Origin of the sequence: Pseudonocardia sp. T1-2H (assembly GCF_038039215.1) — a bacterium.
In the GTDB taxonomy this organism is placed as follows: domain Bacteria; phylum Actinomycetota; class Actinomycetes; order Mycobacteriales; family Pseudonocardiaceae; genus Pseudonocardia.
On sequence record NZ_JBBPCL010000001.1, the window covers coordinates 687,898 to 702,631 of the forward strand.

The 14,734-nt window shown below is 73.0% G+C and carries 17 protein-coding genes and 1 pseudogene; 12 read left to right on the forward strand and 6 right to left on the reverse strand.

The genetic code is table 11. The features are described 5' to 3' along the window. Positions 1-43: 43 nt before the first annotated feature. Positions 44-547, forward strand: a complete 504-nt coding sequence (locus WBK50_RS03455; RefSeq protein ID WP_341339278.1) for a MaoC family dehydratase — start codon at positions 44-46, stop codon at positions 545-547. Between the two features lie 72 nt (positions 548-619). Here WBK50_RS03455 and WBK50_RS03460 read toward each other — a convergent pair whose 3' ends face one another. Next, a complete protein-coding gene (locus WBK50_RS03460; RefSeq protein WP_341334194.1) occupies positions 620-1,024 on the reverse strand; it encodes an NUDIX hydrolase in 405 nt (134 codons plus the stop codon). A 240-nt stretch (positions 1,025-1,264) separates the two neighbouring features. On the opposite strand from WBK50_RS03460, the gene WBK50_RS03465 reads away from it, so the two are divergent. The 5 genes from WBK50_RS03465 to WBK50_RS03485 are packed head-to-tail and all read left to right on the forward strand — an operon-like array spanning position 1,265 to position 4,108. Then, a complete protein-coding gene (locus tag WBK50_RS03465) occupies positions 1,265-1,423 on the forward strand; it encodes a hypothetical protein (RefSeq protein ID WP_341334195.1) in 159 nt (52 codons plus the stop codon). Between the two features lie 4 nt (positions 1,424-1,427). Then, positions 1,428-2,012, forward strand: a complete 585-nt coding sequence (locus WBK50_RS03470) for a PH domain-containing protein (protein WP_341334196.1) — start codon at positions 1,428-1,430, stop codon at positions 2,010-2,012. A 52-nt stretch (positions 2,013-2,064) separates the two neighbouring features. Then, positions 2,065-2,928, forward strand: coding sequence for a PHP domain-containing protein (locus WBK50_RS03475; protein WP_341334197.1), 864 nt, complete (start codon positions 2,065-2,067; stop codon positions 2,926-2,928). A 26-nt stretch (positions 2,929-2,954) separates the two neighbouring features. Next, positions 2,955-3,812: a RecB family exonuclease gene (locus WBK50_RS03480; protein ID WP_341334198.1), complete on the forward strand. Its 858-nt coding sequence runs from the start codon at positions 2,955-2,957 to the stop codon at positions 3,810-3,812. Further along, complete coding sequence (locus tag WBK50_RS03485; RefSeq protein WP_341334199.1) at positions 3,809-4,108, forward strand: hypothetical protein; 300 nt, start codon at positions 3,809-3,811, stop codon at positions 4,106-4,108. Before WBK50_RS03480 ends, WBK50_RS03485 begins: the two co-directional genes overlap by 4 nt. 19 nt (positions 4,109-4,127) lie before the next feature. Here the strand turns inward: WBK50_RS03485 and WBK50_RS03490 are convergent, their stop codons facing one another. Together WBK50_RS03490 and WBK50_RS03495 are read right to left on the reverse strand one after the other, a co-directional pair. Continuing rightward, positions 4,128-5,396: an Rv3212 family protein gene (locus WBK50_RS03490; protein ID WP_341334200.1), complete on the reverse strand. Its 1,269-nt coding sequence runs from the start codon at positions 5,394-5,396 to the stop codon at positions 4,128-4,130. A gap of 49 nt (positions 5,397-5,445) precedes the next feature. Then, complete coding sequence (locus tag WBK50_RS03495; protein WP_445942217.1) at positions 5,446-7,020, reverse strand: DEAD/DEAH box helicase; 1,575 nt, start codon at positions 7,018-7,020, stop codon at positions 5,446-5,448. A gap of 519 nt (positions 7,021-7,539) precedes the next feature. Between WBK50_RS03495 and WBK50_RS03500 the strand changes: the two are divergent. The 3 genes and pseudogenes from WBK50_RS03500 (at position 7,540) to WBK50_RS03510 (ending at position 10,017) form a co-directional block, all read left to right on the forward strand. Then, positions 7,540-8,245, forward strand: a pseudogene (locus tag WBK50_RS03500) (ferritin-like fold-containing protein). A gap of 102 nt (positions 8,246-8,347) precedes the next feature. After that, entirely contained in the window at positions 8,348-8,572 is a 225-nt protein-coding gene (locus WBK50_RS03505; RefSeq protein ID WP_297495196.1) for a DUF3107 domain-containing protein, read from the forward strand. Between the two features lie 194 nt (positions 8,573-8,766). Continuing rightward, positions 8,767-10,017: an NRAMP family divalent metal transporter gene (locus WBK50_RS03510; protein WP_341334201.1), complete on the forward strand. Its 1,251-nt coding sequence runs from the start codon at positions 8,767-8,769 to the stop codon at positions 10,015-10,017. Here WBK50_RS03510 and WBK50_RS03515 read toward each other — a convergent pair. From WBK50_RS03515 to WBK50_RS03525, 3 genes are read right to left on the reverse strand one after another with little or no spacing between them, the layout of a single operon-like run. Next, entirely contained in the window at positions 10,010-10,738 is a 729-nt protein-coding gene (locus tag WBK50_RS03515) for a GntR family transcriptional regulator (RefSeq protein ID WP_341334202.1), read from the reverse strand. The two genes, WBK50_RS03510 and WBK50_RS03515, sit on opposite strands and share 8 nt — an antisense overlap. A gap of 47 nt (positions 10,739-10,785) precedes the next feature. Next, positions 10,786-11,130, reverse strand: coding sequence for a DUF4873 domain-containing protein (locus WBK50_RS03520; RefSeq protein WP_341334203.1), 345 nt, complete (start codon positions 11,128-11,130; stop codon positions 10,786-10,788). Further along, positions 11,123-11,878 (reverse strand): TetR/AcrR family transcriptional regulator, encoded by a 756-nt coding sequence (locus WBK50_RS03525; protein ID WP_341334204.1) that lies wholly within the window; start codon positions 11,876-11,878, stop codon positions 11,123-11,125. Before WBK50_RS03525 ends, WBK50_RS03520 begins: the two co-directional genes overlap by 8 nt. Before the next feature lie 70 nt (positions 11,879-11,948). On the opposite strand from WBK50_RS03525, the gene WBK50_RS03530 reads away from it, so the two are divergent. From WBK50_RS03530 to WBK50_RS03540, 3 genes are read left to right on the forward strand one after another with little or no spacing between them, the layout of a single operon-like run. Beyond that, on the forward strand, positions 11,949-12,851 hold the full coding sequence (locus WBK50_RS03530) for an SDR family NAD(P)-dependent oxidoreductase (RefSeq protein ID WP_341334205.1): 903 nt from the start codon (positions 11,949-11,951) through the stop codon (positions 12,849-12,851). Continuing rightward, positions 12,848-13,762 carry an AurF N-oxygenase family protein gene (locus WBK50_RS03535; RefSeq protein WP_341334206.1) on the forward strand — a complete coding sequence of 305 codons (915 nt, stop codon included), beginning with the start codon at positions 12,848-12,850 and terminating at the stop codon, positions 13,760-13,762. Before WBK50_RS03530 ends, WBK50_RS03535 begins: the two co-directional genes overlap by 4 nt. After that, positions 13,759-14,667, forward strand: coding sequence for an alpha/beta fold hydrolase (locus WBK50_RS03540; RefSeq protein ID WP_341334207.1), 909 nt, complete (start codon positions 13,759-13,761; stop codon positions 14,665-14,667). The genes WBK50_RS03535 and WBK50_RS03540 overlap by 4 nt, the downstream gene beginning before the upstream one ends. Positions 14,668-14,734 lie beyond the last annotated feature (67 nt).

Sequence of the window (14,734 nt, forward strand, 5' to 3'; positions counted from 1 at the left end):
GATTACGCCTCCGGAAGTTGTATCGGCGATGGAGGCGTTGACGTTGCAGTTCGGTCGGTATTACGAGGAGTTCGAGGTCGGCGCGGTCTACAAGCACTGGCCCGGCAAGACGGTCACGGAGTACGACGACCACCTCTTCTGCCTCCTCACGATGAACCACCACCCGCTCCACATGGACGCGAACTATGCCGAGGAGACCACCGACTTCAAGCGGAACGTCGTGGTCGGCAACTACATCTACTCGTTGCTGCTGGGCATGTCCGTGCCGGACGTGTCGGGCAAGGCAATCGCCAACCTCGAGGTGGAGTCGCTCAAGCACACGAAGCCGACGTTCCACGGGGACACGATCTACGGCGAGACCGAGGTCCTGGACAAGACGCCGTCGAAGTCCAAGGACGACCGGGGCGTCGTGTACGTGGAGACGCGGGGGTACAAGCAGGACGGCACGGTCGTCTGCACCTTCCGCCGCAAGGTGATGGTCCCGAAGCTGAGCTACGGCGAGGCGCGGGGCGGGGAGCAGCCGGGCCGCCCGGTTCCGAAGGCCTGACCTCTCACGAACGGCACCCTCGTGCGGACCTGGCGCCCGAGGGTGCCGTTCGTGCGTGATGAGGGAGGGGCGTCACGGGAACGCGCGGGGGAGGACGGCCCACTCCGCGAGGGTCTCCGCGAGCAGATCGACCTTCGGAAGTGCCGCGAACTCCGCCGCGTCGACGAACTTCGCCTCGTCCGCGTCGTCGCCCGCGGCCAGCTCGCCGCCGACCGCCTCGCAGAGGTAGTCCGCGATGACGTAGCCGCCGCGGACGACCGTGCCGACGTGCCGGCCCGGGACGACGACGAGGCCCGTCTCCTCCGCCATCTCGCGGACCAGCGCGGCGGCGTCGTCCTCGCCGGACTCGACGCGGCCGCCGGGCAGCGACCACAGGCCCCGGCCCGGATCGTGGCCGCGGCGGATCAGCAACAGCCGGCCGCGGGCGTCGAAGAGGAGGCCGCCCACGCAGGGGACGCGTCGCTCGGAGCCGGACATCGGAACGGGACGTTACTCGACGGCCGGCCGGATGGATCGATGCAGCAGGTGTCGCCTCCTCGGACCCGAGGATCGGCCCGGCCGGCCGGAATCTGCCCGAAAAACCCCTGGACAGGTGATATTTCGCTACCGTGAGTCGTCGCCCGGAGCGGTACGCTCCCCGCGTGGCCGGTACCCGTCCGGGTCGGTCTCCGGTAGACATGATCTTGCAAGCTGTCCTCGGTCCTGAACGGTGGTCGCGTGAACGTCAAGAAGCTGGTGACGCTCCTCGTCGTTGCTCTTGTGGTGTTCTTCATCCTGACCAACCCGAACGGGGCCTCGAACTCGGTCAGCAACATCGGCAACATCCTGTACAACGCCGCGCAGTCGACCACCACCTTCTTCACCAACTTGTTCTGACCCCGTGCTGGCGCCCCGCGAGATCGACGAGTACCTGCTGCCCACGGAGCGGCGCGTCATCCGCGTGCGCCAGCACTGGGCGGTGATGGCCAAGCACATCGTCCAGACCGTGCTGTTCGTGCTGGCGATGGTGCTGATCGAGCGGTACCTCGACGGCAACTTCGGCGGCGGCTCCGCGTCGGACGACTCGCTCGCCATCGGCGAGCGCGTCGTGGACAACCTGACGTTCTACCTCGCGCTGGTCGCGGTCGCGCGGTTCACGATCAACACGATCCTGTGGTGGATCGAGCGCATCGTGATCACGGACAAGCGGGTGATGCTCGCCCAGGGGATCATCACCCACAAGGTCGGCATGATGCCGCTGGGCAAGGTCACGGACCTGACCTTCCAACGCAGCTTCGGCGGCCGGATCCTCGGCTATGGCACGCTCGTCGTCGAGTCCGCGGGTCAGATCCAGGCGCTGAACCGGATCGACTTCATGCCGCGCCCCGAGGAGATCTACGAGGCGCTCTCCGAGCTCGTCTTCGGCGAGAAGGGCAAGACCCGCGCCACCGGCATGCTCGCGCGTCCACGTTGGCGCCGGGGCTGAGCCGGTCCTTGCGGCCGGGGCGTGACCGAGACGCCCGGTCTAGGGTCGGCAGGTGACCCGGATCGATCTGCACACCCACTCCGTCATCTCGGACGGCACCGAGACGCCCGAGGAGCTCGTCGCGACCGCGGCGGCCGCCGGCGTCACGACCCTGGCGCTCACCGACCACGACACGACGGGCGGCTGGGTCCGTGCCGCCGCGGCGCTCCCCGCCGGGATGCAGCTGGTCCGCGGCGCGGAGTTCTCCTGCGTGAGCCCGGACGGGCGCGGGGGCACGGTCCCGGTCCACCTGCTCGGTTACCTGTTCGACCCCGAGCACCCCGCGATCGTCGACGAGCAGGCGCGGCTGCGCGAGGAACGCTCGCAGCGGCTGGTCAAGATGGTGGCCAAGCTCGCCGAGGACGGCTACCCGGTCGATCCCGGGACCGTGTTCGCGGACCTGCCCGAGGGCACCACACCCGGCCGCCCGCACCTGGGGCAGGCGCTGGTCCGGGCCGGCATCGTGGGGTCGGTCGACGAGGCGTTCGCGAAGCTGCTGCACAACGACAGCAAGTACTACGTCGAGAAGGCGGACACACCCGTCGAGACGGCGGTGCGGATGGTCCGCGAGGCCGGCGGGGTGCCCGTCTTCGCGCACGCCCTGGCCCGCAAGCGCGGCCGCGTGATCGAGACATTGGTGCTCGCGGACCTCGCGAAGGAGGGCCTGGGCGGCGTCGAGGTCGACCACCCGGACCACTCCCCGGAGGACCGCGCGACGCTGCGCGGGCTCGCCGGCGAGCTCGGCCTGGTCACGACGGGGTCCAGTGACTACCACGGGACCAACAAGAAGACCCCCATCGCCGCCGAGACCACCGCCCCGGACGCGCTCGAGGCGTTGCTGGCGCAGGCGAGCGGGGTCGAGCCGCTGACGGGCTGAGCCGCCGCGCTCGGTACCGTTGCCGCGTGGGTGCCGTGCGCGACAGATCTGGAGGTGAGCAGCTCGGTTTCGACCTCCTGGACGACACGGGCTGGGTCCGGCCGCTGGTCCGGGTCACGCCCGCCCGCCTCGCGACGTGGGAGGCCTGCCCGCGGCGCTACCGGATGACCTACGTCGACCGGCCCGCGCCGGCCCGGGGCGGGGCCTGGGCGCACAGCACGCTCGGCGCCGTCGTCCACCTCGCCCTCCGGGCTCTGCACGCGCTGCCGGTCGCCCGGCGTACGCCGGAGACGGCCGCCGCGCTCGTCGACCGGAACTGGTCCGGCGAGGGCTACCGGGACGACGCCCAGCAGGCCGAGTACCGCGAACGGGCGAGGGACTGGCTGGCGGAGTACTGCGCCGAGCACGTGACCGGGCCGGACGCGGAGGAACCCCTGGCCGTCGAGCGGTGGGTGTCCGGGGCGGTCGGCTCGATCGTCGCCGAGGGGCGGGTCGACCGGATCGACTCCCGCGAAGGCGAGGCCGTGATCGTCGACTACAAGACCGGGCGCCGGGTGCCCGAACCCGAGGACGCCCGGGACTCGCCCGCGCTCGCGCTCTACGCCGTCGCCGCGGCGCACACGCTGCGCCGCGGCTGCACCCGCGTCGAGCTGCACCACCTGCCCAGCGGGCGGGTCGCCGCCTGGGAGCACGACGCCGCGTCGCTGGCCGGGCACGTCGCCCTCGCCGAGGCGACCGCCGCCGAGATCACCGCGGCGGCGGACGGCGACGGCTATCCGCCGCGGACTGCGCCGCACTGCAGCACCTGCCCCGTCCGACGGCACTGCCCCGAGGGACGGGCCGCCGCACCCGAGCTCGACCCCTGGGCGTTGCTGGCGCCGTGACCACGTCCCGTACCCGCACCTCCCGCGCCGGGCGCCTGCTGCGCGGCGTGTCCGGGGTGCTCGCCGCCGGGCTCGTCGGGGTCGCCGTGATCCTGCTGGCGGGCTGGGCGGTGACCACGCGGACGGGCACAGCCGGTCCGGGGACGGGGATGCTGCTGGGGCACGGGGCGGCCGCGGTGGTGGCTGTCGTGGCGCAGGCCGTGGCGGACCGGCGGCGGGACCGGACGGGCGTGCTGGCCGCGTGGGCGGCGATCGTGCTGGTCGCGGCGGTCGTGGCCTGGTACTGGCTGTTCTGACCCGGTACGGGCCGTCCGATCAGCCCGCGGGCCGCAGGGCCACGGCCTCGGTGCCCCGCTGCTCGACGAGCACGTCGCCCTTGGCCGCCAGCGCGACCGACCCCGAGTAGCCACCCCGGTCCACCGGGACGGTCCGGCGCACCACGCCGCGCGTCGGGTCGACGACGGCGAGGCCGCGCGGCACGGGGACCACCCACTGGCCCGCGTAGCTCGTCCCGGGGCCCAGCGTGCCCTTCAGGGTCCACAGTGGGGCCAGTGCGGTGCGGTCCAGCGCGATCGTGCTCGAGCCGCTCCACCAGTAGGTCCGCTGTGTGTCCGAGGCGGTCACGGCCACGCCGTCCGGGGGCGGCGCGACCTCCGACTCCGGGATGTCCAGCCCGACGAGCGAGACCTGGGCGCCCTCGGCGTCGAGGATCTGCAGTTCGGGCGGCCCGGGCAGGACCACGGCCGTGCGCTCGGCGGAGAGGGCGACGACCTGCGCGCCCGTCTCGGGGAGCCGGCTGGAGAACGTGATCTGCGGGGTGTCGGCGTCCCCGCCGCCGTCCGGGCGCAGCACCGTGATCCGGTCCACGGTGTCCGTCGGGCAGGACTCGACGACGCCGAGCCGGCCGGCCGTCGCGGCGAACGAGTGGTACGTGCAGCCGCTGCGGGGCTGCCGTCCCGGCTGCGCGGGCGCGGTGATCGCCCCGTACTCCAGGGTCTTGACCAGGTCCGAGCGCATGGCCTCGGTATGGTCCGGGCCGGTGACGACGACCTGGCTGCCGCTGGTGAGCAGCCGGGCGCCGGGCCGGGCGTCCACGGTCCGCTGGTCCTTGCGCGTGCCGAGGTCCCCGTCGAGCGCCGCGAGCTCGTTGCAGTGCTCCTCGTCGTGGTAGAGCGCGAGGACCCGGCCGAAGCCCTCCGCGACGGTGCACAGCTGCCGGTCCCGCGTGTAGTGCCAGCGCTCGGCCCCGGTGGTGGCGTCCCGGCCGGTGACGGTCCCGCCGTCCGCGGTCACGACGCCCGGGCCGGCGGTGACGGGCAGCGGCGCGGCGGAGCTGGGCGCGCGCCAGGCCTCGGCGAACGCGTCCGGGACGTCCAGCGGGGCCTGCGGCGCGGTGCCGGGGCCTGCGGCGGGAACGGACTCCGTACCGGCGAGGGGGCTGTGCGTGCCGTAGACGACGGCGGCGACCACGAGCACCACGACGATCGCGACGGCCGCGACGACGTCCGCGGGGCGTCGGCGTTCGGGGCGGATCGGCCTGCGGCGGAGCACCACCGCACCCTGCCACAGGAGCGGACACGACACCGGCCCGGTCCCCGAGGTGGGGGCCGGGCCGGTGTGGTGTCCTGCCAGGTCAGCTGGCGGCGGCGTCCTGCTGCTCGATGCCCGCCGTGGCGCCCTCGCCGGAGCCGCCGCGACGGCGGCCGCCACGGCGACGACGACGGCGCGGGGCGCCCTCGCCGTCCGTGCCGGTGGAGGCGGTGACCTCCGGGCCGGTGGCGGGGGCGGCGTCGGGACCGGTGGCGACGCCCGCCGTCACCGGCTGGGCCTCGCCGGCCACGGGCACGCCACTACGGCGACGGGTGCGCTGGCGGGTGGCCCGGTCCGACCGGGCCGGACGGTCCGCCTCCGGGGCGGAGCGCCGGTCGTCCCGGCCGCTGCGCTTCTTGTTCCGGCCGCCGTGGTCGCCCTCGGTGTCCACGTACTCCGCCTCGAGCCCGGCGCGGGTGCGCTTGGAGTGCGGCAGCCGGCCGGTGGCGTTGGTCGGGATCTCGAGGTCCGTGAACAGGTGATCCGATGTGGAGTAGGTCTCGACCGGCTCGTCGAGGCCGAGCTTCAGGTCGTCCGAGACCATCTTCCACTTCGGGATCTCGTCCCAGTCCACGAGCGTGACCGCGACGCCCTCCTTGCCGGCGCGGCCGGTGCGGCCGATCCGGTGGACGTAGGTCTTGGAGTCCTCGGGGCACTGGTAGTTCACGACGTGCGTGACGTCGGTGACGTCGATGCCGCGGGCCGCGACGTCCGTGGCCACCAGGACGTCGACCTTGCCGGCGCGGAACGCGCGGAGCGCCTGCTCACGGGCGCCCTGGCCGAGGTCTCCGTGCACTGCGGCGGCGGCGAACCCGCGGTCCGCGAGGTCGTCCGCGACGCGCTGCACGGTGCGCTTGGTCCGCGCGAAGATCATCGTCAGGCCGCGGTCCTTGGCCTGCAGGACGCGGGTGAGCAGCTCGACCTTGTCCATCGCGTGCGCGCGGTAGACGAGCTGGCGGGTGCGCTCGTGGACCGAACCCTGGTCCGACTCCTCGGCGCGGATGTGCGTCGGCTGCTTCAGGAACGCCCGGGACAGCGCGATGATCGGGCCCGGCATGGTGGCCGAGAAGAGCATCGTGTGCCGCTCGTCCGGGAGCATGCGCATGATCCGCTCCACGTCCGGCAGAAAGCCGAGGTCGAGCATCTCGTCCGCCTCGTCCAGGACGAGGGCCTTGACGCGGCCGAGGACCAGGTGACGCTGCTCGGCGAGGTCCAGCAGGCGCCCGGGGGTGCCGACGACGACGTCCACGCCCTTGCGCAGCGCCGCGAGCTGCGGCTCGTAGGCCCGCCCGCCGTAGATCGCGGTGACCCGGACGCCGAGGTGGCTGCCGGCGTCCGCGAGGTCCTTGGCGACCTGGACGCACAGCTCACGGGTGGGGACGACGACGAGGGCCTGCGGCACGTCGCGGGTGCGGTCCGCGGCCTCGCCCTCGGCGGTGGCGGCGGGCTGCTCCGACGGCGGGGTCACCCGCTGCAGCAGCGGGACGCCGAAGCCGAGGGTCTTGCCCATGCCCGTGCGGGCCTGGCCGATGACGTCCTCGCCGGCGAGGGCCAGCGGGAGGGTGAGCTCCTGGATCGCGAACGTGCGCTCGATGCCGGCCTCGGCCAGCGCCTGCACGATCTCGGGGCGGACGCCCAGCTCGGCGAAGGTGGGGGACTCCTTCTTGACCGGAGCGCCGCCCTGGAGCGGGTGGGCCTCGTCGAGGGCCTCCGGGTCCGGGGTGCCCGCCTCGACGGTCGTGTCGGGAGTGTCGGGGGTGTCGATCTCGGCGGACTCGCCGGAAAAATCGTTCGGAACGGACAGGATGATCGCCTCTCTCCGCGTACAGATTCCCTGCAGCGGCTCGTCCGACCACCTGGGAGCCCGGGTGGGAGAGCCGTCGAGGCGCTGTACGCACCATGTCTGTGCGAGGTGCCGGTGAGTCGGGCGCCGGTGGCGCCGACCCGTTTCCCGGCGGTTCGCTCGGTGTGCGCGGCGCTACGGGGAAGAGAAGGGCCCCTGAAGGCCCCGGGGTTGCGACCCCGATCGCGCATCGCTCGACTCATGATACCCCGAAAGGGCACGTCGGGGCACGGTGCGGGGCCGGTCGGGTCGGGTGACGTGCGCCGCCTGATCGAACGGCTACGCTCGCTGACCATGGTGGGCGAGTCCGGCACCGTCTCCGACGGTGGGTACGAGCGTACGGAGATCACGGTGAACGGCAGTACCTCCCGGGCGACGGTGGACCTCCTCGGCGTCCTGGCCTACGGCGAGCTTCTCCGCGTTCGACCGCCTCGCCGCGGACGCGCGCACTGCGCCCACGCTCAGTGGACGTCGTCAGCTGTCGGTCATGGCGGCGGCGGAGATCGGGCACTTCCGGCTGCTGGAGGAGCACCTAGAGCGGTTCGGCGTGACGGTCGAGGAGGCGATGACGCCGTTCGTCGCCCCGCTGGACGCCTACCACGCCTCCACCCGGCCGCGGACCTGGCTGGAGTCGCTGGTCAAGGCCTACGTCGGCGACGGGTTGGCCGCGGACTTCTACCGCGAGGTCGCCGGCTGGGTCGACGACTCGACGGGCGAGCTGGTCGAGCGGGTCCTCGCGGACACCGGGCACAGCGCGTTCGCCGAGCGTGAGGTCAAGTCCGCGTGCGCGCAGAACAGGCAGGTCCGGGACCGCCTCGCGCTCTGGGGCCGCCGGCTGCTCGGCGAGGCGGTCACCCAGGCCCAGCACATCGTGGCAGAGCGGGACGAGCTCGCGGACTTCATCGTCCGGGGGTCCGGGGACATCGCGGGGATCGCGGCCCTGATCAAGCGGCTGCAGTCCAACCACGGGAAGCGGATGGCGGCACTCGGGCTGAACTGAGGACGCGTTCGCCCACGGTGGACGGCCCGTGCCGCCCCCGCGTCGCCGGCTCGACTAGCCTGGCGGTCGTCATCCCATCGTCGTCACCAGGAGGTCCCCCCGGTGGAGGTCAAGATCGGCATCGCGGAGAGCCCGCGGGAGCTCGTGGTGTCCAGCGGCCAGACGCCCGAGGAGGTGGAGGCCCTGGTCAACGAGGCGATGAAGTCCGCCGACGGGACGCTCGCCCTCGTCGACGACAAGGGGCGCCGCTTCCTCGTGCCCGCCGCGCGCATCTCCTACATCGAGATCGCTCCCGCGTCGCCGGCCCGGGTCGGCTTCGGCTCCTGACACCCGAGTCCCCTCGGACGGCCGGTCCCCCGGGGGCCGGCCGTCCGTGTTTCCCGGGGCCTGACCAGCGGATCGCGAAACACAACGGTAATCACCCCCGCGTTGACTGATTGTTGAACAATCCTTACGCTCAACGAAATCGGTGCGACTGGGCTCACAGCCGTGGCCGACGACGACACGAGCAGGGAGATCCCATGGGCCAGCCGGACAGTGCCGGACCGGACGGCCGCACGACCGCCGCTCCGGCCAGGGCGTACGACCCGAAGCGCACGATCGCCGTCGTCGGCGCGATGTTCCTGATGGCGATGTCCGCGGCGGGACCGGGCTTCATCTCCCAGACCGGCACGTTCACCGCCCGTTACGGCGCGTCCTTCGCCGCCGCGATCGTCGCCAGCATCGTCGTCGACGTCGCCATCCAGCTGAACGTCTGGCGGGTCGTCGGGCTCTCGGGTCTGCGTGCCCAGGACCTGGCCAACAAGGTCGTCCCCGGCTCCGGATACGTCCTGGCCGGCCTGATCACCCTCGGCGGGCTCGTCTTCTGCATCGGCAACCTCAGCGCGACCGGGCAGGGACTGAAGAACCTCTTCGGCCTCGAGCCCCGGATCGGGGTGGTGCTCAGCGCCGGGCTGGCGATCCTGATCTTCTCCTACAAGGCGCTGGACGGGACGCTGGACAAGGCCGTGATCGTCCTCGGCACGATCAAGATCGGCCTGATCGCGTACATCTGCGTCGTCACCACCCCGCCCGTCGGGGAGGCCGTCGTCCGCACGTTCGCCCCGGTCGGGCTGGACTTCCTGCCCGTCCTCACGCTCATCGGCGGCACCGTCGGCGGCTACATCACCTATGCCGGGGCGCACCGACTGATCGAGTCCGGCACGACCGGCCCGGAGAACCTGAAGACGATCGCCCGCGGCTCGGTCAACGGCATCCTGATCACCGGGGCGCTGCGGCTGCTGCTGTTCCTGGGCATCCTCGGCGCCGTCACCGCGGGTGCGGTGCTGTCCACGTCGGACCCGGTGGGCTCGGCCTTCGCCGCGGCCGTCGGACCCGTCGGGCTGGCGCTGTTCGGCCTGGTCTTCTGGACGGCGGGCATGACGAGCACCATCGGCGCCTCGTTCACGTCCGCGACGTTCCTCAAGACGCTCGCCCCGCCCGTCGCGCGCCGGTTCAACCTGAGCATCAGCGTCTTCATCGCGGTGTCCACCGTGCTGTACCTGGTCGTCGGCCGGACCCCCGCGGCGCTGCTCGTCTTCGCCGGGGCGTTCAACGGCCTGATCCTGCCGTTCGGGCTCGGCATCATGCTGTGGATCGCGTGGCGCCGGCGCGACCTGCTGCAGGGGGCGACCTACCCGCGCCGGATCCTGCTGGTCGGCGTCGCGGCCTGGCTGTTCACCGTCTACGCCGGGGTCCGCTCGCTGGCGGACCTGCCCGGGATCTTCAGCTGAGCTGCTCGACGGCGGCGGCGTAGGCCGTGATCAGGTGGCGCTGGGAATGGCGCAGGTAGCGCTCCAGCGTCACCGCCGCATCGTCGAGCCGTCCGGCGGCGATCTGGGCGGCGAGCTCGACGTGGGCGGGGACGTAGCGCTCGTGCATCTCCCGCGCGTTCGCGACCAGCAGGAACGCCAGCCGGAGCTCGGCGAGCAGGCTGCGGATGGCGCTGTCGATCCGGGGGTTGCCCGGCAGTGCGGCCAGCCCGAGGTGGAAGTTGGAGTTGGCCGTCCCGACCCCCGCCCAGTCCTCCCGGGCGACGGCCTCCACACCCTCCGCCGCCGCGGCCTGCACCGCGGCGACGAGCTCGGGATCGAGCGGTCCGTCGAGTGCCGCGGCCTCGCGCAGGGCACCGATCTCCAGGGAACGGCGCAGCCCGCACAGGTCCGCGAGGTCGCCCTGGCTCAGCTGCCGGACGAACACGCCGCGGTGCCGCCGGTGCTCCACCAGCCGCTCGTGCCCGAGGATCTGCAGCCCCTCGCGGATGGTGTTGCGGGAGACGCCCAGCGCCTCGACGAGCGCCTCCTCGCCCAGCTGCACGCCCGGGCGCAGCTCGCCGTCGAGCACCTGGGCGCGGAGCAGGTCCGCCACGCGCGCCGCCGTCGAGGCCGCGTGCAGCGTCTCGCGCTGCCGGGAGAGCGAGGCGGTCCATCCGGCGCGGGGCGTGCTGGCGGGCATGGGGTCAGGCTAGCGGGCACTGTCGGATCGTCCGACAATCCGGCTGGTCAGTCGTCCTCGGGCGTGGGCGGCTCGTCGAGGGGGAACGGCGGGCGGCCGCTCCCGCTGAGCCGGTAGCGGCCCCACAGGTCGACGTCGCCGATCGTCGCGGCCGCGCTGCCGTGCTCGGTCCGGAACTCGACGTCGCCTCCCCGGCCGCCCAGCAGGTCGGTGAGCCGATCGTCCCGGTCCACGCGGCCGAACCAGTGCAACCGGCCGTCGTGGGGCTCGTGCTGGACCAGGATCCGGACCCGGACCGGCACCTCCTCGCCGCTCAGCGTCAGGGTCGCGGCGCCGGTGTAACCCTCTTCGTCGTGGTCGTGCTCGGCCTGCTCTGCACGGGTCTCAGGCATGGTCTCTCTCCTTCTCGCAGGGGTCGGGCACGGCGCGGAGCGTGGGGTCGGGAGCCGGGGTGCCGGGCGCCGGGGTGCCGGGAGCTGGGGTGCCGCGACCCGGGGCCGCGGCCGCGAGCACGCCGCCCAGTCCGCCCCAGATGAGCGTGGTCAGGTAGCTGGTCAGCGCGGCGCGGCTCATCGTGCGGCGTTCGAGCCACCAGTCGCCGGCGTTCTTCACCATCCCGACGAGGCCGAGCGCCCACACCTCGGCGCCGCCGGAGTCCAGGCCCGCCGCGCGCAGGCGCTCACCGATCAGGATCGAGAGCAGCCGGGCGATCCGTTCCTGCACGTCCTCGACGATCTCGCTGCCGGCCTCGCGCTCGGCGGTGTTGTGCACGACGAAGTGCCAGAGCTCCGGCTCGTCCTCGATGCCCGCGAGGAACGCGTCGACGATGTGCGCGATCAGGGCGGCCTCGTCCGCCTCCGAGTCCGCGGCCTCCAGCGCCGTGAAGATGCGTTCCATCAGCAGCTCGGCGCTCTTCTCGCCGACCGCCCGCTGCAGGTCCGCGCGGTCCGCGAAGTGCCGGTAGAGCACGGGTTTGGTGATCCCGGCGCGCTTCGCGATGTCCGCGACGGAGACCCCCGCGCCGTGCTCGCGCACCGCGTCCATCGCCGCGTCGACCATCTCGGCGCGGCGTTCGGCCCGACGCTCGGTGTTGCGGACGGAGCGGTCGTTCCCCTTGACAGCTGGCGTGTCGTGCGGCACGTTACCAGTGGTAACAGTTACCGGCGGTAACAGCAAGCGCCGGTGGCCTTCGACGAGAGGAGAGCCGACGGTGTCTCATCCCAGATCCCGACGAGCGGTGGCCCCGGGCACCCGCGTGCTGATCACGGGAGCCGCGGGCGGGTTCGGTGCGCCGACCGTGCAGCGGCTGCGTGAGCAGGGTGCGAAGGTCGTGGGGCTGGACCGGGTCGCCGGGGACGGAATCGTCGCCTGCGACATCACCGACGAGGCCGCGGTCGATACGGCGGTGGCGACCGCGGTCGAGCAGCTCGGCGGCCTGGACGCGGTGGTGCACTACGCCGGCATCGGCACGCCGAACGACGCGGGCGGCCCGCTCGAGCCGGACGCCATGAAGGTCATCGACACGAACCTGCTCGGGGCGTGGCGGGTCACGGCCGCGGCGCTGCCCGCGCTGATGGCGGGCCGGGCGGACCGTGACGGTGCCAAGGGCCGGGTGGTGTTCGTGTCCAGCGAGCTCGCCTACCTGACGCTCCCGTTCGTCTCGGCCTACAGCGTCGCGAAGCGCGGGATGGCCGCCTACGCGGACGCCCTGCGCCTCGAGTACGGCACGGAGCTGCACGTCAGCACGGTGTACCCGGGCTACGTGCGGACGCCGATCCACGACGCCGGCCGCGAGGTCGGGCTCGCCCTGGAGGGGCAGGTCCGCCGCGAGGAGGTCGAGGACATCGTCGGCACGGTCGTCCGCGCGCTCGCGGCCCCCCGGCCGCCACGGGACACCGCCGGCACCCGCGCGGGCCAGCTCGAGCTCTGGGCCGGCCGGCACATCCCCACGATCGTCGGCTCCGGCGTCGTCCGCCGGCTGCGCACGCAGGCCGCCACCGGCCACTTCGACTCGTCGCCCGTCGCCGCGGGCCTGGTCCGCCGGCTGACCGGCCGCGACGTCCCCGCAGTCGTGCAGGAGACCGCCCCCTCGAAGGAGAGGAGCACCTCATGAGCGCCCCCACCGCGGACAAGCCCACGAAGACCCTGAACGACCGCGAGGCCACGGCCGACCGGCTGCTGAAGTCCTCGGTCGACCACTCGTACGACCCGAACCTGGACATCGACTGGGACGCCCCGCTCGTCGAGGGCAAGTGGGGCATCTCGCCGGAGCTGTCCAGCCTCTACGGCACCGAGCTGTGGGACGGGCTCACCGAGGAGCAGCGGCGGACGCTGACGATCCACGAGGTGTGCAGCATCGCGCGCATCGGCCTGTGGTTCGAGATGATCCTCATGCAGATGCTGCTGCGCTACGCCTACGACCGGGACCCGCGCCGCAGCCACATCCAGTACGCGCTCACCGAGATCGCGGACGAGTGCCGGCACTCGATCATGTTCGCCAAGATGACCGAGGCTTACGGCGTCCCGGACTACGCGCCGACCGGGCTCACGCACAACCTGGGCCGGGTGTTCAAGACGGTCGGCTACGGCCCCGCGATGTTCGGCGGCACCCTGTTCGTCGAGGAGATCCTCGACCAGATGCAGCGCAAGAGCATGCGCGACGAGTCGGTGCAGCCGCTCACCCGCATGGTCAACAAGATCCACGTGACCGAGGAGGCCCGGCACGTCCGCTACGCCCGCGAGGAGCTGGCGCGGATCATGCCGAAGACCAGCCGGGCGCAGAAGGTGATCGGGCGCTACCTGCTCTCGCGGATCGCGTTCATCGTCGCACGGAACATCATCCACCCGGAGGTGTACCGCAGCGTCGGGATCGACCCGGAGGTCGGCCGCAAGGCCGCCCTGGCGAACCCGCACTGGCAGGACACGCTGCGCTGGTCCGCCCGCAAGTGTGTCGCGTTCCTGCGCGAGCAGGACATGATCGGCGGCCCGACGGAGGTCCTGTGGCGGAAGGCCTACCTGGTATGAGGGTCCGGTCCGCGGACGGCATCGGGCTGCACGCCGAGGTCACCGGGGCAGCCGGGACGAGTTCCGGTACGGAGGCCCCGGTGACCGTCGTGCTCGCGCACGGCTGGACGCTGGACTCGCGCTGCTGGGAGCCCGTCGCCGACTCGTTGGTCGGCGCCGGGGTCCCGGCGCGCGTCGTCCGCTACGACCACCGGGGACACGGCCGCTCGGACACCGCCGACCCGTCGACGCTGACGATCGAGCAGCTCGCGGACGACCTGGCGGCACTGATCGAGCAGGTCGCCCCGGACGGGCCGCTGGTCCTGGGCGGCCACTCCATGGGCGGCATGACCGTGATGGCGCTCGCCGAGCGGCATCCGGAGCTGGTGGCCGCGCGGCTCGCCGGCGTCGCCCTCGTCGCGACGGCCAGCGGCGGGCTGGCGGACGCGACGTTCGGCCTGCGCCCGGCGCAGCTGGAGCTGTTCCGCCGCGCCGAGCGCCGGTTGTACGCCTCGCGCGGCTGGGACACCCGCCGCGCGCTGAGCAAGCACCCGTGGCTGCTGCGGCCGGGGATGAAGTGGCTGCTGCTCGGCAGCGACGCGGACGCCCGCGCGGTCCGGCTGACCACGAAGGTCGTCGCGGAGTGCCGGCCCAGCACGGTCTCCGGCTTCCGGCCGACCCTGGAGGCGCACGAGCGGGACGCCGCGCTGGCCGCGTTCGCGCAGGTGCCGGTGGAGATCATGGTCGGGTCCGAGGACCGGCTCACGCCGTCGTCGTTCTCCCGCCGGATCCGCAAGGCGCTGCCGGACGCGTCGTTGACGATCTTCCCGGAGGCCGGGCACATGCTGCCGGTGGAGCGGGTGGCCGGGGTGTCCGCGCGCCTGCAGGCGCTGGCCCGCACCGCCGCGCGCTCGTCGGCGGCCTGAGGACGGGGCCGCCCCGTCCGTCGCGGGGCTCTCGCGACGGACGGGGCGGGCTCACCGCGCGTCCTGC